Origin of the sequence: Runella salmonicolor (assembly GCF_024158025.1) — a bacterium.
Taxonomy (GTDB): Bacteria; Bacteroidota; Bacteroidia; order Cytophagales; family Spirosomataceae; genus Runella; species Runella salmonicolor.
Genome location: NZ_JAMZEL010000004.1, coordinates 24,483 through 43,845, shown reverse-complemented (window position 1 = coordinate 43,845; position 19,363 = coordinate 24,483). Strand labels below are relative to the sequence as shown.

Here is a 19,363-nt window from a genome sequence, read left to right as displayed (position 1 = left end):
TTTGGCTCGAAAAAATCTATTTTGCACCATACAACCTATAATGAACCATCCCTAAACTCAATATTATGGCAAAATCAGCAAAAACTAAAACTGAAGTTGTAGCCGAAACGCCCGTTCCGAAGAAAACCCGTAAAAAAACCGAACCGGTGGAAGACCTCACCATCGCCGAAGCCCCTGTCCAGTTGCAAGCTGTTGAAAATTATTCGCGCTTTTCGGAATTTGATATTTATTTGTTCAAATCTGGCAAGCACTTTAAATTATACGAAAAGTTGGGCTCTCACGTAGCCGAGTACAAAGGAGTCATCGGTACTTATTTTGCCGTTTGGGCACCCAACGCTCACTACGTTTCGGTCATTGGAAATTTTAATGGCTGGGAGCGCGGCAGTCATCCACTCAGCTCTCGTTGGGACGGCTCGGGTATTTGGGAAGGCTTTGTGCCAAACATCGGGCGCGGTGAAGTCTATAAATACTTCATCAAGTCAATGAATAATGGCTTGGAATTAGAAAAATCCGACCCATTTGCCCTTTGGTGCGAAGTGGCTCCCAAAACCGCCTCGGTGGTGTGGGACACCTGGTACGAATGGCAGGATGAAGGATGGATGCGCAACCGCCGCAAGCACAACTCATTGACCTCTCCCATCTCAGTGTATGAAGTGCATTTGGCTTCATGGATGCGCGACCCCGACAACCCAGAGCGTTTTTTGAATTACCGCGAAATTGCCGATAGTTTGGTTCCCTACGTCAAAGAAATGGGCTTTACCCACGTAGAGTTGATGCCCATCATGGAAGCGCCCTATCCACCTTCTTGGGGCTATCAAATCACGGGGTATTTCTCGTGCGCTTCCCGGATGGGAAATCCGCAAGACTTAATGTACCTCATTGAACGGCTTCACTTGGAAGACATCGGTGTGTACATGGACTGGGTTCCATCGCACTTTCCCGGCGACGCCCACGGATTATATAACTTTGACGGTACGCATTTATACGAGCACGCCGACCCCCGCAAGGGCTACCACCCCGACTGGAAAAGCTATATTTTTAATTATGGCCGTAACGAGGTGCGGTCGTTCCTCATTTCCAACGCCGTTTTTTGGATGGACCGCTACCATACCGACGGTCTGCGCGTAGACGCCGTAGCTTCGATGCTCTATTTGGACTATTCGCGCAAACACGGCGAATGGATTCCCAATGAGTTTGGCGGACGCGAAAACTTGGAGGCGATTTCGTTGATGAAAGAAATGAACGAAGCCATTTTCAAAGATTTCCCCGATGCCCAAACGATTGCGGAAGAATCCACCGCTTTTCCAGGTGTGTCGCGCCCTACTTATCTAGGCGGACTGGGATTTGGCATGAAATGGATGATGGGCTGGATGAACGATACCCTCAAGTATTTCGAAAAAGACCCGATGTTCCGTCGTTGGCACCAAGACCAGATTACGTTCAGCTTGGTATACGCTTTTTCTGAAAACTTTATGTTGCCGCTCTCTCACGATGAAGTGGTGTATGGAAAAGGTTCTCTGATTGGCAAAATGCCAGGCGATGAATGGCAACGTTTCGCAAATTTAAGGTTGCTGTTTACCTATATGTACACCCACCCTGGCACCAAACTGCTCTTCATGGGTGGGGAGTTTGCCCAAGCCCGTGAGTGGAATTTTCAGCAATCGTTGGATTGGCACCTGCTCAACCAAGCACCTCACAAAGGCATTCAGGAATGCGTTAAAGCCCTCAACTCGGCCCTGCGCAATCAGCCCGCCCTGCATGACTATAACTTTTCGCCCGAGGGCTTTGAGTGGATTGATTCACAAGACCGCGACAATTGTATTGTGGCTTATTCGCGCAAAGGGCTTAATCCGAGCGATACCATTGTGGTGGTGCTCAATATGACCCCCGTTCCGCAACAGGGCTACAGAATTGGCGTTCCGTCGGTTGGAAGATGGGAAGAAGTGTTTAACAGCGATGACCCTTCTTTTTACGGTAGCGGCGTGAGCAATACTCAAGTGATAGAAACCCAACCCGAAAAATGGCATAATCAGCCTCAATCAGTGGTCTTGACTTTGCCGCCGTTGGCTGGGATTATTTTAAAGAAAAGTGTAAAATAATCGCTATTTCAACAGTTTAGTTCTGTTTTTTTTACAAAAATCTTTTTTTATATCTTATTGATTTAAAGAACATTGAAACAAACCCTCTGAAATAGTTATTGGTTTCATCTTATTTTGTGAAATTTTTGCCTCTTTTTTGGCGTTAAGATAAATGTAGATTAATACATCAACATTAACATACAATGCCATGAAAGAACGTATTTTAACTATTTTAGAAGACTTTGGTGTAGAACGCCGAGCGGTCACCGACAATGTTCATTTTGTAAAAGATTTGGGCTTTGATAGCTTGGACACGGTAGATTTGATGATGAAACTCGAGAAAGAATTCGGCCTGCGAATCCCCGACGAAGATTATCACAAATTATCCACCTTAAACAAGTTGATGGTTTATCTCGAAGAAGAGCAGAGCGTGATGTATGCCGCGGCCTAAAGCCACTCACCACAGAACCCAACAAGAGGATATAACTGCGACAGTTGTATCCTCTTTTGTTATTTTTATACCTTGGTTTATTTCAACGGACGATGCCTAAAGTCGGAAATATGCACCCTCTTTTTTCGGACGAGTACTACATGCAACTCGCTCTCTATGAAGCCGAAGCGGCCGCCGAAGCGGGAGAAATTCCCGTGGGGGCGGTCATTGTGTGCCAACACCGCATCATCGCCAAAACCCGCAACCAAACCGAGCAGTTGACCGACGTCACGGCCCACGCCGAAATTTTGGCCATCACCGCCGCCGCCGACTATCTGGGCAGCAAATACCTCAAAGATTGCACGTTATATGTCACCTTGGAGCCGTGTGTAATGTGCGGAGGGGCGCTGTATTGGTCCCAAATTGGGCGCATTGTCTACGGGGCTTCCGACGACAAACGAGGCTATTCTTTGTTGACTCAAAACATCCTTCATCCCAAAACAACCGTTAAAAGGGGCATATTGGAGCAAGAAATTACCCAACTCCTGAAGAAATTTTTTCTCAGGCTGCGAACATAAAACGCTGGCACGGTGTTTTGCAGTCGAGTAACACGTTAAAACTTAAATTATAACTGTCATGTCCTTTACATTAGCCCCTCTGCCCTACGCTTCAAATGCGTTGGAGCCCCATTTTGACCAAACTACCATGGAAATCCACCACGGTCGTCACCATAATACCTACGTGACCAACCTCAACAACGCCATTGCAGGCACTCCCAACGAAGGCAAGAGCATTGAAGAATTGGTGGCCAATGCGGGTGCCATTTCTCCAGCGGTTCGCAACAACGGCGGCGGTCACTGGAATCATACTTTCTTTTGGAACATTCTTTCTCCCAACGGTGGAGGTGCGCCAGTAGGTGAGTTGGCAGCAGCTATCGATGCTAAGTTTGGCTCATTCGATGCTTTCAAAGACGAATTCAAAAAGGCCGCTTTGGGTCGTTTCGGTTCGGGCTGGGCGTGGCTGATCAAAACCGCCGACGGCGTAGCCATTACGTCTACTCCCAATCAAGACAATCCACTGATGGACATCGCCGACGTAAAAGGTACGCCAATCATTGGTCTTGACGTATGGGAACATGCCTATTACCTTAAGTACCAAAACAAACGCCCCGACTACGTGGATGCATTCTGGAATGTAGTAGATTGGAACAAAGCAGAAGCTACTTTTAAAGGCGCCTAAGAAATAGGAAATTCAATTCTTTTTAACCCGAAAGCTGAGAGGCTTTCGGGTTATTTATTTTCGGGGGAAGGATTAACTCATTGTGGTATATATTCACTTTTAAACATACCGATAGGGAGACAAATGAGGGATTTTTTTTACAACTCTTACCTATATACGTTCAAGAAAAAGGGATAAAAAAATTGGTAAAATTATCCCTATATGCCTTGCGCTGCTTTATAATTTTCCAACTCTTCCTGTAGTTTTTCTATTTGAGCCAATTGAGCCGTAATGATTTCCTCTTTGGCCGCTATTACCTCCTCTTTCCTTTGTAAAACAAGCTTTAGGGCTTCATTCTCATCCATTTTTTGGGCCGTAGCATTGGTTTTGCCGGGTAGATTTCCGTTGTTGTCAGGGAAAAGTTTGTCGATGGTTACGCCAAAAATTATTGCTAACTCAGGGAAGTATCTGCCAGAAGGAGACGTATGGTCAGCTTCCCAAGAGCCGTAGGTATTGGTTTTGACGCCGAGCCGCTCGGCTATTGCCTGTTGGGTAAGTTTAGCTGCCAAACGGTGTTGGCACAGTTTCGTTCCGATTGTACTCATGTATGACTGTAATAGTTTACCGACAGAATTATTGAAAAACAGCAGAAACAGCAGAAACAGCAGAAACAGCAGAAACAGCAAATGTAGTAGGTGTATTTTACAATAAAAAACCGTTTTTTTGATATTTTTTGTCAAATTTTCGTACCTACTTCTGCAAAAATTAACTTCATCTTTGAGGCATCCGAGAGCAGCCACTCGCAATAGTACGAGACTTAAACCCTTTCGGTGAAAACCCAATAATGGAAAAAATAACTGAAGGTAAATTTGGAAAGTTTGAAGGATGTCACATTAATAATCTTAGCAAGATTAATGGTAGCGCAGCAATTAATACTGGGGCAGGATGCGACCCCTATATTTGTGTTACCTTCCAATCAGACAGGGCTTTCTCATAAAAATGACAAAGTGTTTGCTCCTCTCCAGATAACACGAGTTTTTTAAGATTTTTTATAGTCAAACCCTATATTTTGGAAATAATTTAGTTTTTTTTATGACAAGCAAACATTTTAAGCATAATGTTAAAATGCTGATTTGCAGATAGTTGATTTTTATTAGAAAGCCCTGTATTCGAAAACTATATCTTGTGGCAATGAAAGACAATATAATATTCATATCAGCTCCTATAAAAAGCCATATTATACCTTCTTTTTACATAGCTAATCTCTTAAGTATTGAATTTAATATATACTATATAGTTACAGATGAAAATTTAGCTTCTTTGGTAGAAAAAAATAATTATAAGGTAATATTAAGCAGTGGATATAGACCCTTGTTGGGGATGGAAAAAACATTTGCTTATAAAAATGGAAAAAAGGGAACACTTAATCATTTATTATCAATAATCAATCAGGATGTCGATAAGTTCCGACAGAGAGAATTGAAAGAAATTTACAAAAAATTTAATCCAAAAGCAGTATTTATTGATATGTTCTCGTCAACAGATTATATTTTATTATATGGGTTGGGAAAGAAAAATTTGTTTTTCTTTAATCCTATGCCATCGACATATAGAATACATGGATTTCCTGTTGTTTCAGAACCAGATTTTTTAAATAAATATTATGATGTAAGCCGAAATCCTTTAAAAAGCACCAAAATTTCCTTAAAAAATTTGATAAGGAAGCCAAGAAATACTTTATTATTATTATTGCAATTTTTCTTTGCAAGAAAAACATTAAAAGACAATGGTTTATCTGAAAAAATCATAGCCGACAATAATGAGTATACTATAGGATTTATAGGCGTTCCAGAATTTTTACTTCTTCCAATTGAGTTCGAATTTTCCGAAAAAATTAAATTGCCATGGCAAAATTATTTAGGTTTAGCAATAAACGAAAAGCGTGTTTATGATGATTTAGATGCTGAGTATTATGAAGATTGGATAGAAATTACACAATTTAGAAAACCTATCATTTATTGTAGTTTTGGAACCTACTATTCTGGCTCGGAAGATAAACTTTTTAATTTTATTGAAAAATTGATATATGTAAAAAAAGAATTAAACTTGGTATTTATTATATCTACTAATAGCATGAACCTAAAAAACAGAATCAAAAAGAAAGCTATAAATGGTTTTTATGTTTATAATAGTGTACCACAACTTCAAGTTCTAAAGAGGGCATCTATTTACATTTGTCATGGAGGAATGGGGTCTATTAAAGAAAGTATATTTTATGGTGTTCCATTACTTGCTTACCCATTAGACCTTAATTATGACCAATGTGGTAATGGTTTAAAAATTTTTTACCATGAGATTGGATTAAGAGGTGACTTTATTTTTGATAACGAACACGATATTCTTGAAAAGATAAAAGAATTACTAAATAACAATAAATACAGTCGAAAAATTAAAGAATTAAAGAAACAAATTGATATAAGCTATAGTGAAAACAAAAATAGAGAGTTAATAAAATCTTTTTTTCAGTAGAAAAATATTCTATTAAAAAGTAAATAAAATCACCCTTCAATACATAAATATGGGCTTCAGTAGTTCAGAAGAAAATGCATATTTTGCGATTAAAAATGCTTTAAAATTTTCCAAAGTAAAGGTTAGTAATAAAACTTTAAAAGAAGTTCTTATAAATCATCCAGATTTTCCTACTTTAGCTTGTTTTAAGGATGTTTTTAATACGTTTAATGTAGAGATTTTACCAACCAAAATAAACATTAATACAATAACTAAATTAGACTTACCTTTATTGGCTCACATAGAAGATTTTGATGGGGCTTACTTTATAGTTATAACAAAAATCAGTGGTGGAATTGTAACTTATTATATAAATAAAGAGTGTGTCACAGAGTTGTTTTATGACTTCTTAAAAAAATGGCACGGAATTATTTGTATAATTTTCATAAATGATGAATTAGGAGAAGCCGGTTACTATAAAAAAATTTTTCAAACTGCAATTAATCTAAAAAATAAATTTGTTTTTAAAAAACTCATTTAATAACATGAAAATATATGTTATTTTTTTTCTTATCATTGGTATTGGTATTGAAAAAATTACTTACTGCCAAAATCTAAGAGAGGATTATGAATCAAAAACTAAGGTAGCAGATTCGCTTTATAATTTAAAAGATTACAGAAATGCTGCCACAAAATACTCGATAATTTTTCAAGAAAATGGCGGTTTAGGATATGTAGATGATAGGTATAAAGCTGCATGTTCTTGGGCTTTAATCAATGAGCCAGATAGCTCCTTTTATCAACTTTTTAGAATAGCTACTAAAGGTAAGTATGATGAATATGAAAAAATAATTAACGAACCAAATTTTGAAACTTTACACAAGCATGAACAGTGGAGTAAATTATTAGCTATCATTCATAAAAATAAAGAAGAAAAAGAAAAAAATTACAATAGAATGTTAATAGCTGCTTTAGATACTATATTTGAAGAAGATCAAAAATATAGGCTACAGATAAAAAGCATTAAAGAAAAGTATGGGGCAGATTCTGATCAAATGAATGAAATTTTTAGAATTATAGAACTAAAAGACTCTATCAATCTTCTAAAGGTGCAAAATATTTTAGATAAATATGGTTGGCTTGGCCCAGATATAATAAAAGAAAAAGGTAGTACAACTTTATTTTTAGTAATTCAACATGCTGACTTATCAACTCAAATAAAGTACTTACCCATTTTGAAAGAGGCTGTTAAAAAAGGGAAAGCCGAAAATAGCGCATTGGCTTTGCTTGAGGATAGAATAGCTTTACAACAAGAGAAGTGTCAAATCTATGGAACTCAAATAGAATATGATTCCAAAACTCAGACATATTATATCCCTTCTTTATGTGATGCTATGAATGTAGATAAAAGGCGAGAAGAAGTAGGATTAGGCCCAATTGCAGAATATGTAAAACATTGGAATATAATTTGGGATAGTGAAGCTTATATTAAAAATCAAAAAAAAATTAAATAAAAACTTTTTTAATATTCACAATTTCAGTATTATTTTTAAACCTAAATTACTTTGTAACAATGAAAAAAACAGAATTTGAAAGATTAGACTGTAAATTGTTTGAGCCTTTAAACCATTCTATTCTCAAACAAATCCGTGGTGGGGACCAAACGACAAGTTCTATGCCAACTTACAATGTTAATTGTCAATGTTCTACAACTGATGCTACTAGCAGGGAAGATTCTACTAAAAAGAAGAAAAAACCTATAGCATAGATTATTGCTAATATAATAGCGTGTTCATTTGTATAGCTTAATAAAACTTTCCAACCTCTATAACAATGAAAAAAACAGAGTTTGAATCATTAGACTGTAAATTGTTTGAGCCTCTAAGCCATTCTATCCTCAAACAAATTCGTGGCGGAGATACTACTCATACTCCAATGCCAACGTACAATACAAAATGTAAATGTACGATTGATGATGGATATACAACGCAGGATCCAGCTAAAAAGAAAAAAACCAATATAGCTTAAATGAGTAAATGGTGAAGTTTTGGATTTACCTAAAACTTCACCATTTACTCATTTATTTTTTCTAAGATTCTCCCATCAATGATTATCATTTTAACACATCATTCAGACCAAACAGTTAATGAAGTAATTAGTTGGTTGTATGTAAAAGGAGCGAGTTTTTACCGGATAAACATAGAGGATTTTCTTAATAAAGAAACAACGTTTACTTTATTAAGAAATGGCAAAAAAAAGATTTACTTATCAGAGAAAAACTCTTCCTATGGAATTAAACTCTTAAAAAACAATAAAGAGGCTGTATTTTGGTTTAGAAAATGGAGTCGCCCAGCAGTTTTAAATGAACATTACAAAACTGATTCTTTAGAGTACCAAATTGGCCAGTTTGTAGAAGACCAAATTGAAGATTATCAAAAAATATTTTTTTCAAGTTTCAAAAAATCAAAGTGGCTAAATAGTATAAATGTAATAAATTTAAAGAAATTAGATTTATTATCTAAAGCTGCGGGCGTTGGATTAAATACACCTAGAACTATTGTAACTACAAGTAAAAGTGAGTTAATAAAATTTAAAAAGAAAGCAGAGAAAATAATAACAAAAACTATAGGCGATACCCAGTTCTTTTACAACAAGAAAAAGACATATGGCTTATACACTTCTTTAATAAATGAGTCAGATATTGAAAACATACCTGATTTTTTCGTACCTACACTTTTCCAAGAATACATTGAGAAAAAATATGAAATTCGCGTGTTCATGTTAGAAGAAAAATTTTATTCAATGGCAATATTTTCTCAAAATAGTGATAAAACAAAAATAGATTTTAGAGAATACGATGAAGAAATACCTAATAGAAACGTCCCATATCTATTACCCAGTTACATTGAGAAATTGCTATTAATATTTAGTAAAAAAATTGGATTGAATTCTGGGTCTTTCGATTTAATAAAAACCATTCATGGTAATTATGTATTTTTAGAAGTAAATCCAGTGGGTCAATTTGGCATGGTCTCGTACCCTTGTAATTATTTTTTGGAAGAAAAAATTGCTAACTATTTACTTAAATTAACAGCAAATAATGGATAAGGATTTGTTCAACATTCTTGAAAAAATAAACCTTCATGAATCTCTTAATTTATCTAAAATTAAAGAAATTAATTTTGAAGAAATTGATTCAGAAAATAGAGTTATTGGGCTTACAGAATCTTTGTTTTATAATTCAAGAGAGGTGCTTTGTTTTAATTTTTATAAACATATTACCCGTGTAATAGATAAGTATGATTTTTAAATTATTTGCATGCTGTGTTCCTGTAAAAGGAGCTTTACGAAGTACAATTTGTGATTTACAAAGAAGGACTTTTAGCTTTATACCAAATAAGCTATATGAATTACTGATAGATTGTAAAGACAAAGATATAAATTTTATAAAAAAATATTTTGAAAACAAATATGACAAGCAAATAGACGAGTATTATGATTTTTTATTAAAGAAAGAGTACGGTTTTTTATGCGACAATCCAAATCAGTTTCCAGATATAGATATGGTTTGGAAAATGCCCTTTACAATCACTAATGCAATAATTGACTTTAACCTACAATCTAATCACGACATTGTTAATATTGCTAAAGAATTAGAAATATTGGGCTGTTTAGCTATTCAGTTTAGATTTTTTGACGTAGTACCATTAGAAAGTATTCAAAAAACGTTAGAAGTATTTGACCTTAGTCGTATCCACGACATTCAACTTCTAATAAAGAATAGTCAAAGCCAATCTATTCGAGATATTGAAAAATTATGTCTAATTAATCCACGGTTATCAATAATAATAGTACACTCAAACAAATACAACAAGAAAAGGAAAGCACGACATTGCAAAACTCCGATACTATATATTAATACTAAAATTATCAACCACTCTTTTTGTGGTTTTGTGAGTTATAATCATTTTGTTGTTAATATAACACATTTTACAGAAAGTATTCGTTTTAACACTTGCCTAAATCGCAAGATTTCGATAGATGCCGAAGGCAATATCAAGAACTGCCCTTCGATGACGAAAAGCTATGGTAACATTCGCGATACCACCCTACGCGAAGCCATTGAAAAAGAAGGCTTCAAAGACCTATGGTACATTCATAAAGACCAAATAGAGGTCTGTAAAGATTGCGAGTTTCGGCACATTTGCACCGATTGTCGAGCGTATATCCAAGACCCCAACAACATCTACTCCAAACCCGCTAAGTGTAGCTATGACCCCTATACGGCTACCTGGGGCGAAGCCAATCCTACCAACAACCCGTTGCACGGTCAATGAGTAAATTCCCCTTTTACAAACAACACGATGCCATGGACTGTGGACCCACATGCCTGCGCATGGTAGCGAAGCATTATGGGGTAAATCACAGTATCCAAGCCTTGCGGCAGCAGTCAGAGATCGGCAAAGACGGCGTCAATCTGTTGGGAATTGCACAAGCTGCTGAGCAAATGGGGTTTCGCACGTTAGCCGTAAAAGCACCCCTAAAAAAAATGGCGGCCGATGCTCCGCTTCCCTGCATAGTGCATTGGAATCAAGTGCATTTCGTGGTGGTGTATCGTATCAAAAAAAATCAAATTTACGTTGCTGACCCCGCCAAAGGCTTACTAAAATACACTGCCACCGAATTTGAATCTGCTTGGGCCACAACCGTAGAGGAGGGAGAAAGGGCAGGAATTGCTCTGCTTTTAGAACCTACGCCAAAATTCTTTGAAGATAAAGATACCCTTTCTCTTGGTGGGGAAAGCAGTAAGATGGGCTTCTCGTATCTTTATAGCTATGTATGGCGGTATCGAAATTTGTGGCTGCAGTTGGGTTTGGGGCTGTTGGTAGGCAGTGTTTTACAGTTAGTATTGCCTTTTTTGACGCAATCGGTGGTAGATACGGGCATTCAAACCCACAATCTGCATTTTATTTATCTGGTCTTAGTAGCCCAACTCATGCTGTTTGTAGGGCGAATGTCGGTGGATTTCATCAGGTCGTGGATATTGCTGCACATCAGCACGCGTATTAACCTCAGCATTTTATCTGATTTTCTGGCCAAACTCTTGCGGCTTCCTATCTCATTTTTTGATACCAAACTCACGGGCGATATTCTCCAACGCATCGGCGACCATAGCCGTATAGAGAGTTTTTTGACGGGTACGTCGCTCAACACCCTTTTCTCCATGATCAATCTGTTGGTATTAGGCGTTGTTTTGGCTACCTATCATCTCACTATTTTTGGGGTATTTGCCTTGTTCAGTGCCTTATACACGGGTTGGATTGTGTTTTTTCTGCGCTATCGTCGGCAACTGGACCACAAACGCTTTGCGTTGGCCTCCCAAAACCAAAGCAGTTTGATTCAGTTGATTACGGGCATACAGGAAATTAAAATGAACAATGCCGAGCACCTCAAACGCTGGCAATGGGAAAACTTACAGGTGCGCCAATTCAAACTCAGCATGAAAGGGCTGGAAATTGGGCAGTATCAGCAGGCAGGAGCGATGTTTCTGAATGAAGGTAAAAATATCGTCATTACTTTTTTGGCCGCTACGGCGGTGGTCAACGGGCAGCTTACTTTGGGGGCAATGATGGCTTTGCAATACATTGTAGGTCAGATGAACAGCCCCGTAGAGCAATTGATTCAATTTGTGCAGCACTGGCAGGACGCCAAGATAAGCTTAGAGCGATTGAATGAAATACATGAGATGGAGGATGAGAGTAATCTGCGCGGCGTACCGTCCCTAGCCCCCAAAGGGGGAATAGATATTGTTCCCCCTTTGGGGGCTAGGGGGCTGTTTGTACAGAATTTGTCCTTCACCTACCCCGGCGCGGGGAATGAGCCTGTGTTGAAAAATATCAATCTGCATATTCCCGCAGGGAAAATTACGGCGATTGTAGGAACAAGCGGCAGCGGCAAAACGACGCTTTTGAAGTTATTGCTTCGATTTTATCCAGTTCAGAAAGGAGAAATTCGGCTTTCCTCCTTCACAAGCCCAGACTGTCGCATGGAGAGGCAGGGGACAGGGTTAAACACTATTCCCCATCGCCAGTGGCGCAGCCAATGCGGTACCGTATTGCAGGACGGTTTTATTTTTTCGGATACTATCGCCAACAATATTGCCGTAGGCGACGAAGTGCCCAATCTTCAGAAACTCCTTCATGCCGTAAAAGTGGCTAATATTCAGGAGTTTATTGAAGCACTGCCTTTGGGCTACAATACCAAGATAGGCACCGAAGGCAATGGCATCAGCCAAGGGCAACGACAGCGCCTGCTGATAGCCCGAGCGGTGTATAAAGACCCTGATTTTTTGTTTTTTGACGAAGCCACCAACGCTCTTGACGCTAATAATGAGCGCGTTATTATGGAAAACTTAGAAGAGTTTTTTAAGAGTGGTTCAGCGGGCAGAAGAACGGTGGTAGTCGTAGCCCACCGATTAAGTACCGTCAAAAACGCCGATCAGATTGTGGTAATGGAAAAGGGAGAAATTGTAGAAACAGGAACACATTTTGAACTCACAAGGCAGCAAGGCAAATATTACGAATTGGTTAAGAATCAGTTGGAATTAGGAAATTAATCATGCCAAATCATAACGAAACGATTCATCTGCGCAGCAGTGAAGTGGATGAGATTTTGAGTCAGCCGCCCCGTTGGTTGGTACGTTGGGGCATTACCGTGTTTTTCTTTGTATTTCTGATGTTAATCTTTGTGGGCTGGTTTGTAAAATACCCTGATTTGGTCAGAGGCTCTATACGCATTGTAGGAGATGATTTTCCTAAATCAGCCAACGCCAAATCTGACGGAAAATTGGTAAAACTATTTACAAAAGAGGGAGATCAAGTCCAAAAAGCACAGCCCTTAGCTTATTTGGAAAGTACCGCCAATCCAGACGAAGCATTGGCGGCAGCAGTAATGGCAGATTCTTTAGTAAAATGCATTCAGCGCGACGATTTGGCTAACCTATATCAATGGCAGATTCCTTTCTATTTCCAATTGGGAGAATTACAAAAATCATTTCAAACGTTTCAGGATATTTATATCCGTTCCAAATCATTGCTGAAAGGAGGTGCTTTTGACCAAAAACAAGCCGCTTTACAAAACGACCTAGCCCAACTTAAACTCCTTGAAGACAACCTTCATACGCAAATTATCAACCACAAAAGCGACTTAGAGCTGGCAGAAGCCGATCTTCGAATGAATCGGAGTTTACAGAAGGAGAAAGTGGTGGCTGATGTAGAGGTGCGTCGTTCCCAAAGTATTTTTATTGCCAAAAAACAGGTGGTTGATCAAGCTCAAACAGCCTTCAACAATAACGGAATGGCGCAAAACCAAAAACGACAGGAACTATTGGAGTTAGAAAAAACGCGTATTGAGCAGAAAAACAGCCTTTTTCAAGCTATCAACACCCTCAAAAGCGACATTGAAGCCTGGAAACAACGGTTTGTAGTGATTGCCCCCGTAAGTGGGAAAGTCGCCTTTTTAGCTCCCTTGCAGGAGGGGCAAACTGTAAAAACAGGGCAGGAACTGTTTTATGTATTGCCCCAAAATTCGGGTTTCCACGGTGAAATGTATTTGGGACAGTACAATTTTGGGAAAGTACAGCGAGGTCAGGAAGTCATTGTAAAACTACCGGGCTATCCTTTTCAGGAATTTGGATCAGTTCGAGGTGAAATAACGGCCATTTCTGAACTACCCCAAGACAGCCTTTATTTACTCAAAGTTACTTTCCCGCAAGGACTTGTTACCTCGTCCAAACGCAGGCTTCCCTTTCGCAATGGCATGAACGCCACCGGAGAAATCATAACCGAAGATTTACGGCTGATTGAACGGCTTTTCTACGATTTTCGGCGAATACTGAAACGATAAAGAAGCTTCGTTTCTCAATCAAACCCAATCGTAATCTCCACTACTTTCGGATTCAGTTGCTGCATGGCTGGATGGGAGGATAAAAACGGTCCTTCGCCCTGTACTTTGTCGGCAATAGTGCCGAGTTTATCATCTTCGATGTTGTAGTAAAATCGAATTACGAGATTCTCCACTTCATTTTTACCAGCGAGTTTTCCGCGCTGCCAGTCGGTCACAAAGCCGCCGTAGTCCCACCCAAAGCCCGCAATTTTGAACGGCTTTCTGTTTATCTTTTCCACTTCTTTCAGGGTCATTCCCATCCTGACGCCGCTGTCTACCAACCACTGATTGGGTTTGCCTTCAGCCGAACGAATCATCACATTCCTAGGATTGGCGTAGTTGACGGTATCTTTCCATAAGAGCTGGGCTTCGTCGGGCGTACCTTTAAACAGCGTCGTTCCTTTTTCGTAATAACCCTCTCCGATGTAGACCGAATCCCGAACCACATTTTCCGCTCCCAGCAGCGCAATGAGGCTAGTTTCGCTGCTGTTGGCTTTTACATTGCCCGCCTGAACCCCAGGAATACAGTAAAAATTGTCGGGTGAGCCTTCTGGCTGACCAACTGCGACCGTTGCGGCGCTGTCAGGGGCGTTAGCTCTTTGGTCGGTAGTGCCTTGGCAGGCGGTCAGGGCGAGCAGGGTAAGGACAAAAAAGGAGTTATTGTTCATAGAGGTTTAGATCAGGAATTCTATCAACGCTTTGAAATTGGATTTTAAAGTAACGGACAAAGGAAGGTAAAACTTTTCTTTTTTATGCCTTGCCCATTTTTCATAAATTGTATTCTTATCCCACAAAAAAAATCATAACGCTTCGAAAATGCTCATTGTCAACAGAGAAGAAAAACACCCGCGCAACAAACTCCGCCCAGCCTGCGTAGTCCGTTAGATAAACTAATTGGGGTTTGTTATTGTTAAAACTTAACTTTGCAACGTAAATTTTAAACATTAGGTCATTTTGACTCCTTTCATGGCAGCAATAAATTGTTCTTTTTGTGGCAGACGGAAAAATGAGGTCCAGCTACTGCTCTCGGGTATTGATGCCCATATTTGTAATTTTTGCATTGAGCAAGGCTACGGCGTAGTTCAGGAAGAATTGTATCCTAAAAAGAAAAAGGAAAAACCATCCACCCCCAAGTTTAATCTCATCAAACCGCTCGAAATGAAGCGCTACCTCGACCAATACGTCATTGGTCAGGACGAAGCCAAAAAGACGCTTTCGGTGGCGGTTTACAACCACTACAAACGCCTCATGCAGCCAAAATCGAACGATGAGGTGCATATCGAGAAAACCAACATCATCATGGTAGGCGAAACCGGAACGGGAAAAACCTACCTCGCGCGGACCATTGCCAAGATGCTACAAGTACCGTTTTGCATTGCCGATGCAACCGTGGTGACCGAAGCTGGCTACGTGGGAGAAGACGTGGAAACCATTCTGACACGCTTGCTTCAGGCAGCCGACTACAACGCCGAAGCCGCCGAGCGAGGCATCGTGTTCATTGATGAAATTGATAAAATTGCCCGAAAAAGCGATAATCCCTCCATCACCCGCGACGTGAGCGGCGAAGGGGTACAGCAAGCACTTCTAAAACTTTTGGAAGGCTCGGTCGTAAACGTTCCCCCGCAAGGCGGACGCAAGCACCCCGACCAAAAGCTCATTCCAATCAATACCGAAAACATTCTTTTCATCTGCGGCGGCGCGTTTGACGGCATTGACCGACACATTGCTAAGCGCATCAACTCACGTCCGATTGGTTTTACCAATGACCGTCGTTTGGGCGAGATTTTCGACAAAGGCAACCTACTGCGCTATGTAGCCGCGCAGGATTTGAAATCATTTGGTTTGATTCCTGAGCTCATCGGGCGTTTGCCAGCATTGACTTACCTCAATCCTTTGGACGGAGATGCGTTGCGCCAAATCTTGACCGAGCCCAAGAATGCATTGGCCAAACAATACCAGAAATTGTTTACCATGGAAGGCATCAAATTGACCTTTGATGATGATGTACTCGAATACATCGTGGAGCAGGCGTTGTCTTACAAACTAGGCGCGCGGGGTTTACGCTCCATTTGCGAAGCCATCATGACCGACGCCATGTTTGATTTACCATCCATGAAAGACGTGACGGAGTTTACGCTCACGCTGGATTATGCCCGCGAGAAATTTGAACGCTCCTCATTATATGTCCTGAAATCAGTGGCATAAATCTAATTATTGAGTATCTTTGACAATGGCCCGCAGAAATTCTCCTGTTGGGCCATTGTTTTTTTTACCGTTACATAACCACTCCAACACAGCATGAAAACACTCGTTTTGATTCACGGCCACGGCGTTGATGCCTCCATTTGGGAAGACATAAAGCCACTGCTTCAAGAATATCAAGTACTGACTCCTGATTTCTCGACCGAGACCAAATTTAAAAGTATTGAAGAATATGCCGATGGGCTGCAAGCTTGGTTGGAAGAAATAGGCATAAAAAAATGTGTGCTTATTGGGCACTCAATGGGCGGCTACCTCACTTTGGCATTTGCCGAAAAATACCCACAGCTTCTTCAGGGATTTGGCTTGTTTCATTCCACCGCCTATGCCGACGATGAAGCCAAAACCGAACAGCGAAAAAAAACGTTGACCTTTATGAAAACCCACGGAGCGGCCGCTTTTATCCGCCAGTCGGGGCCCAACATGTACGCCGAGGCGTATGCTAAAAACCATCCAGAAGTCATCAAAAATCACGTAGAGAAATACGCTCAATTGCCAACAGAAGCCGTTATTGCGGGATTTAAGGCCATCATGACTCGCCCCGACCGTACGTCGATACTTCGGGATTCCAACCTTCCAGTTTTGTTTGTTTTTGGGGAAGAAGATAAGCTGATTTCGTTTGAAAAGAACATTGAGTTGTCTAAACTTTCTCCCAACACCCACACTTTGGTCCTTAAAGAAGCAGGCCACATGGGAATGGTCGAAGACCCAAAAGCTTCGGCGGAAGCCATCAGGGAGTTTATGGAAACGCTTTAGAAATAAGCCAGCATCAGCGTCGTCTGCCTTTTAAATTACGACCAACTGCGCATAGATGACGCTGATGTTTTAAGGTAAAACACTTATAATCAGCACCCCATCTGCTTTTAGAATAAAGTAAAATCAAAGTTGATTCCTGCTTTAATAAATAAAACGATGGCAAAGCACACCCTTTTGTTTTTGTTTCTGACGATTTGTTTCGGAAGTTGTAAAAAAGAAGCCGACCCTGAATACCGTGTCCCACCCGAAGTTGAACCTTACGTGCAAGCGTTTGTCAAAGAAGCTAAACTACGCGGATTGGAGTTGAAAATAGATAACCTTATTGTTGAATTTGCCCAACCCGACGCCAACTATATCTGCGGAATGTGTAAAGGTCCACAAACCCGTCAAAAGCACATTGTCCTTGGTATTCAGGAATTTTGCTGGAAAGAAGCCACTACCCAAACCCGCGAAGGGTTGGTTTTTCATGAACTCGCCCACTGCTATTTGGCGCGCCTGCATACCTCCAAAGCATTCGCCGACGGCACCTACGCTAGCCTGATGAACCCTGACAATACCGAAGTTTATTCTATCTGTTTGTACCCCATCGACAACGGCAATGACTGCGACAAACGCGCCCGCCGGCAGTACTATATTGATGAGCTGTTTGACGAAACCACGCCTACGCCCGCTTGGGCCCGATAGAAACCGTTTGTCAATGTGAAAGAATCTGCGGAACTTTGATAGCTGTTTGAGGCTTATTAGCCAAGAACGATTTCACTAATTAACCCACGCGTAAGCGATGATTTCTAACGAACTTCTATTTTTTGGAGCATTTACGGTATTTGTCATTTTCGTCATGCTCATCGACCTCGGTGTATTTACTAAGCAAAAAAGCCACATTGTCAGTTTTAAAGAAGCGGGTATCTGGAGTGCCGTTTGGGTGGTACTGTCCGTTGGATTTTATTTCTTCATCAAAAACTTCGGCTACCTTATTCACGATGTCTCCGATATGGGTCATTTACAGGAGATTGTAAGCAAATATGCCAACCATCTAGTACTTGTTCCAGGCGATTTTGAGGCCAGTTTACAGATTTTTCAGAACAACATGGCCCTTGAGTACATCACGGGTTATTTGGTTGAATACTCCCTTTCTGCCGACAATATTTTTGTATTTATCTTGATTTTCAGTTCTTTCGGTGTTCACGAAAAGTTTTACAAAAAGGTATTGATTTGGGGAATTTCGGGGGCGGTAGTGCTTCGCTTCGTATTTATATTTGTCGGCGCGGCACTCTTACAAAAGTTTGAATGGATTATCTATATCTTCGGAGCATTTTTGGTATATACTGGTGCCAAAATCCTCTTTCAGAAGGAAGAAGACGAAGAAATCAATCCGAGTGAGCACATCGCTGTAAAATTTGCTTCTAAGTATTTTAACGTATATAACCGTAACGTTGTTGACCATTTTTTCATCTTCCACCGACGTTACAACAAATGGTACATTACGCCCATTTTTGTGGTCGTTATTGTGATTGCTTTTACGGATTTGATTTTTGCGGTTGATTCCATCCCCGCCATTTTCTCCATCACCAAAGACCCTTACATTGTCTTTTTCTCCAATGTGTTTGCCATCATGGGGCTGCGTTCGATGTTCTTCTTTTTATCGAGCATCATGGACAAATTCCATTACCTCAAACCCGGTTTGGGAATTTTGCTTTCTTTCATTGGACTCAAAATGTTGGGGCATCATCCACTGGAAGAATGGGGCTTTAAGACCGTTTATTCACTTTATATCATTGTGGGAATTTTGGCCGTTGCCGTTATCGCTTCCCTGTTATTCCCCAAAAAAGAAGAACCTGTTACTTCTCCAAGCTGATGATTTATCACATTGTTACGCCAGAATATTGGGCACAATTTGAGTATGCCCCCGCCTACAAAAGCGAGACGCTGGATGCCGAAACATTCATTCATTGCAGCACGCAAACCCAAATAGCGGGGGTCTTGGAAAGATATTACAGCGGAGTAGACAACCTGTTTTTGATGCACATTGACGAGAACAAGCTTACTTCGCCGCTGTTGTACGAACCCGCACCCAACGGCACCGAACTCTTTCCGCACGTGTATGGCCCCATTAATTCTGAGGCTATTGTAGAGATAGGTTGGCTCAAAAAAGACGGAAATATTTTGTAGA

At 40.2% G+C, this 19,363-nt stretch carries 21 protein-coding genes; 19 read left to right on the top strand and 2 right to left on the bottom strand.

What is annotated here, in order from left to right:
* The first annotated feature begins 65 nt into the window (after positions 1–65).
* The 4 genes from glgB (at position 66) to NCI00_RS11680 (ending at position 3,747) form a co-directional block, all read left to right on the top strand.
* A complete protein-coding gene (gene glgB, locus NCI00_RS11695; protein WP_253527684.1) occupies positions 66–2,099 on the top strand; it encodes a 1,4-alpha-glucan branching protein GlgB in 2,034 nt (677 codons plus the stop codon).
* Positions 2,100–2,286: 187 nt separating this feature from the next.
* The gene (locus tag NCI00_RS11690; protein WP_114461692.1) at positions 2,287–2,529 is read left to right on the top strand and encodes an acyl carrier protein; all 243 of its coding nucleotides are present in this window, start codon (positions 2,287–2,289) and stop codon (positions 2,527–2,529) included.
* 110 nt (positions 2,530–2,639) lie between these two features.
* Positions 2,640–3,086 carry a nucleoside deaminase gene (locus NCI00_RS11685; RefSeq protein WP_253527681.1) on the top strand — a complete coding sequence of 149 codons (447 nt, stop codon included), beginning with the start codon at positions 2,640–2,642 and terminating at the stop codon, positions 3,084–3,086.
* A gap of 58 nt (positions 3,087–3,144) precedes the next feature.
* Entirely contained in the window at positions 3,145–3,747 is a 603-nt protein-coding gene (locus NCI00_RS11680) for a superoxide dismutase (protein WP_253527679.1), read from the top strand.
* A 197-nt stretch (positions 3,748–3,944) separates the two neighbouring features.
* On the opposite strand, the gene NCI00_RS11675 is transcribed toward NCI00_RS11680, so the two are convergent.
* On the bottom strand, positions 3,945–4,331 hold the full coding sequence (locus NCI00_RS11675; protein WP_253527677.1) for a helix-turn-helix transcriptional regulator: 387 nt from the start codon (positions 4,329–4,331) through the stop codon (positions 3,945–3,947).
* A gap of 586 nt (positions 4,332–4,917) precedes the next feature.
* Here NCI00_RS11675 and NCI00_RS11670 point away from each other — a divergent pair.
* The 10 genes from NCI00_RS11670 to NCI00_RS11625 all read left to right on the top strand — a co-directional run bounded on the left by NCI00_RS11670 (position 4,918) and on the right by NCI00_RS11625 (position 14,139).
* The gene (locus NCI00_RS11670) at positions 4,918–6,255 is read left to right on the top strand and encodes a glycosyltransferase (RefSeq protein ID WP_253527675.1); all 1,338 of its coding nucleotides are present in this window, start codon (positions 4,918–4,920) and stop codon (positions 6,253–6,255) included.
* Positions 6,256–6,304: 49 nt separating this feature from the next.
* Positions 6,305–6,775, top strand: a complete 471-nt coding sequence (locus tag NCI00_RS11665; RefSeq protein WP_253527673.1) for a cysteine peptidase family C39 domain-containing protein — start codon at positions 6,305–6,307, stop codon at positions 6,773–6,775.
* Positions 6,776–6,779: 4 nt separating this feature from the next.
* On the top strand, positions 6,780–7,748 hold the full coding sequence (locus NCI00_RS11660; RefSeq protein WP_253527671.1) for a DUF6624 domain-containing protein: 969 nt from the start codon (positions 6,780–6,782) through the stop codon (positions 7,746–7,748).
* A gap of 59 nt (positions 7,749–7,807) precedes the next feature.
* Complete coding sequence (locus NCI00_RS11655) at positions 7,808–8,002, top strand: hypothetical protein (RefSeq protein WP_253527669.1); 195 nt, start codon at positions 7,808–7,810, stop codon at positions 8,000–8,002.
* A gap of 65 nt (positions 8,003–8,067) precedes the next feature.
* Positions 8,068–8,262 (top strand): hypothetical protein, encoded by a 195-nt coding sequence (locus NCI00_RS11650; protein ID WP_253527667.1) that lies wholly within the window; start codon positions 8,068–8,070, stop codon positions 8,260–8,262.
* A gap of 78 nt (positions 8,263–8,340) precedes the next feature.
* Positions 8,341–9,342 (top strand): grasp-with-spasm system ATP-grasp peptide maturase, encoded by a 1,002-nt coding sequence (gwsG, locus tag NCI00_RS11645; protein WP_253527664.1) that lies wholly within the window; start codon positions 8,341–8,343, stop codon positions 9,340–9,342.
* Positions 9,335–9,544 carry a hypothetical protein gene (locus tag NCI00_RS11640; protein ID WP_253527661.1) on the top strand — a complete coding sequence of 70 codons (210 nt, stop codon included), beginning with the start codon at positions 9,335–9,337 and terminating at the stop codon, positions 9,542–9,544. The genes gwsG and NCI00_RS11640 overlap by 8 nt, the downstream gene beginning before the upstream one ends.
* Positions 9,534–10,571 carry a grasp-with-spasm system SPASM domain peptide maturase gene (gene gwsS / locus NCI00_RS11635; protein ID WP_253527658.1) on the top strand — a complete coding sequence of 346 codons (1,038 nt, stop codon included), beginning with the start codon at positions 9,534–9,536 and terminating at the stop codon, positions 10,569–10,571. The genes NCI00_RS11640 and gwsS overlap by 11 nt, the downstream gene beginning before the upstream one ends.
* Positions 10,568–12,850, top strand: coding sequence for a peptidase domain-containing ABC transporter (locus NCI00_RS11630; RefSeq protein ID WP_253527656.1), 2,283 nt, complete (start codon positions 10,568–10,570; stop codon positions 12,848–12,850). The genes gwsS and NCI00_RS11630 overlap by 4 nt, the downstream gene beginning before the upstream one ends.
* Before the next feature lie 2 nt (positions 12,851–12,852).
* The gene (locus NCI00_RS11625; protein WP_253527654.1) at positions 12,853–14,139 is read left to right on the top strand and encodes an HlyD family secretion protein; all 1,287 of its coding nucleotides are present in this window, start codon (positions 12,853–12,855) and stop codon (positions 14,137–14,139) included.
* Between the two features lie 14 nt (positions 14,140–14,153).
* On the opposite strand, the gene NCI00_RS11620 is transcribed toward NCI00_RS11625, so the two are convergent.
* Positions 14,154–14,846 carry a hypothetical protein gene (locus NCI00_RS11620; protein ID WP_253527653.1) on the bottom strand — a complete coding sequence of 231 codons (693 nt, stop codon included), beginning with the start codon at positions 14,844–14,846 and terminating at the stop codon, positions 14,154–14,156.
* Between the two features lie 298 nt (positions 14,847–15,144).
* Here NCI00_RS11620 and clpX point away from each other — a divergent pair, with 298 nt between their 5' ends.
* The 5 genes from clpX to NCI00_RS11595 all read left to right on the top strand — a co-directional run bounded on the left by clpX (position 15,145) and on the right by NCI00_RS11595 (position 19,362).
* A complete protein-coding gene (gene clpX / locus NCI00_RS11615; RefSeq protein WP_114068411.1) occupies positions 15,145–16,383 on the top strand; it encodes an ATP-dependent Clp protease ATP-binding subunit ClpX in 1,239 nt (412 codons plus the stop codon).
* A gap of 93 nt (positions 16,384–16,476) precedes the next feature.
* On the top strand, positions 16,477–17,193 hold the full coding sequence (locus tag NCI00_RS11610) for an alpha/beta fold hydrolase (RefSeq protein ID WP_253527652.1): 717 nt from the start codon (positions 16,477–16,479) through the stop codon (positions 17,191–17,193).
* Positions 17,194–17,349: 156 nt separating this feature from the next.
* On the top strand, positions 17,350–17,877 hold the full coding sequence (locus tag NCI00_RS11605) for a hypothetical protein (protein ID WP_253527651.1): 528 nt from the start codon (positions 17,350–17,352) through the stop codon (positions 17,875–17,877).
* Positions 17,878–17,974: 97 nt separating this feature from the next.
* On the top strand, positions 17,975–19,048 hold the full coding sequence (locus NCI00_RS11600; RefSeq protein WP_253527650.1) for a TerC/Alx family metal homeostasis membrane protein: 1,074 nt from the start codon (positions 17,975–17,977) through the stop codon (positions 19,046–19,048).
* Positions 19,048–19,362 (top strand): DUF952 domain-containing protein, encoded by a 315-nt coding sequence (locus NCI00_RS11595; protein ID WP_253527649.1) that lies wholly within the window; start codon positions 19,048–19,050, stop codon positions 19,360–19,362. The genes NCI00_RS11600 and NCI00_RS11595 overlap by 1 nt, the downstream gene beginning before the upstream one ends.
* Position 19,363 lies beyond the last annotated feature (1 nt).

Excerpts from the sequence above, each read along its gene's own strand:
- NCI00_RS11670 (WP_253527675.1), top strand. The coding sequence starts at position 4,918 with ATGAAAGACAATATAATATTCATATCAGCTCCTATAAAAAGCCATATT.
- NCI00_RS11685 (WP_253527681.1), top strand. The coding sequence starts at position 2,640 with ATGCACCCTCTTTTTTCGGACGAGTACTACATGCAACTCGCTCTCTAT.
- NCI00_RS11680 (WP_253527679.1), top strand. The coding sequence starts at position 3,145 with ATGTCCTTTACATTAGCCCCTCTGCCCTACGCTTCAAATGCGTTGGAG.
- NCI00_RS11660 (WP_253527671.1), top strand. The coding sequence starts at position 6,780 with ATGAAAATATATGTTATTTTTTTTCTTATCATTGGTATTGGTATTGAA.
- NCI00_RS11665 (WP_253527673.1), top strand. The coding sequence starts at position 6,305 with ATGGGCTTCAGTAGTTCAGAAGAAAATGCATATTTTGCGATTAAAAAT.
- NCI00_RS11675 (WP_253527677.1), bottom strand. The coding sequence starts at position 4,331 with ATGAGTACAATCGGAACGAAACTGTGCCAACACCGTTTGGCAGCTAAA.
- NCI00_RS11610 (WP_253527652.1), top strand. The coding sequence starts at position 16,477 with ATGAAAACACTCGTTTTGATTCACGGCCACGGCGTTGATGCCTCCATT.
- NCI00_RS11630 (WP_253527656.1), top strand. The coding sequence starts at position 10,568 with ATGAGTAAATTCCCCTTTTACAAACAACACGATGCCATGGACTGTGGA.
- NCI00_RS11655 (WP_253527669.1), top strand. The coding sequence starts at position 7,808 with ATGAAAAAAACAGAATTTGAAAGATTAGACTGTAAATTGTTTGAGCCT.
- NCI00_RS11595 (WP_253527649.1), top strand. The coding sequence starts at position 19,048 with ATGATTTATCACATTGTTACGCCAGAATATTGGGCACAATTTGAGTAT.
- NCI00_RS11620 (WP_253527653.1), bottom strand. The coding sequence starts at position 14,846 with ATGAACAATAACTCCTTTTTTGTCCTTACCCTGCTCGCCCTGACCGCC.
- NCI00_RS11625 (WP_253527654.1), top strand. The coding sequence starts at position 12,853 with ATGCCAAATCATAACGAAACGATTCATCTGCGCAGCAGTGAAGTGGAT.
- NCI00_RS11600 (WP_253527650.1), top strand. The coding sequence starts at position 17,975 with ATGATTTCTAACGAACTTCTATTTTTTGGAGCATTTACGGTATTTGTC.
- NCI00_RS11690 (WP_114461692.1), top strand. The coding sequence starts at position 2,287 with ATGAAAGAACGTATTTTAACTATTTTAGAAGACTTTGGTGTAGAACGC.
- NCI00_RS11640 (WP_253527661.1), top strand. The coding sequence starts at position 9,335 with ATGGATAAGGATTTGTTCAACATTCTTGAAAAAATAAACCTTCATGAA.
- glgB (WP_253527684.1), top strand. The coding sequence starts at position 66 with ATGGCAAAATCAGCAAAAACTAAAACTGAAGTTGTAGCCGAAACGCCC.
- gwsG (WP_253527664.1), top strand. The coding sequence starts at position 8,341 with ATGATTATCATTTTAACACATCATTCAGACCAAACAGTTAATGAAGTA.
- NCI00_RS11650 (WP_253527667.1), top strand. The coding sequence starts at position 8,068 with ATGAAAAAAACAGAGTTTGAATCATTAGACTGTAAATTGTTTGAGCCT.
- gwsS (WP_253527658.1), top strand. The coding sequence starts at position 9,534 with ATGATTTTTAAATTATTTGCATGCTGTGTTCCTGTAAAAGGAGCTTTA.
- NCI00_RS11605 (WP_253527651.1), top strand. The coding sequence starts at position 17,350 with ATGGCAAAGCACACCCTTTTGTTTTTGTTTCTGACGATTTGTTTCGGA.
- clpX (WP_114068411.1), top strand. The coding sequence starts at position 15,145 with ATGGCAGCAATAAATTGTTCTTTTTGTGGCAGACGGAAAAATGAGGTC.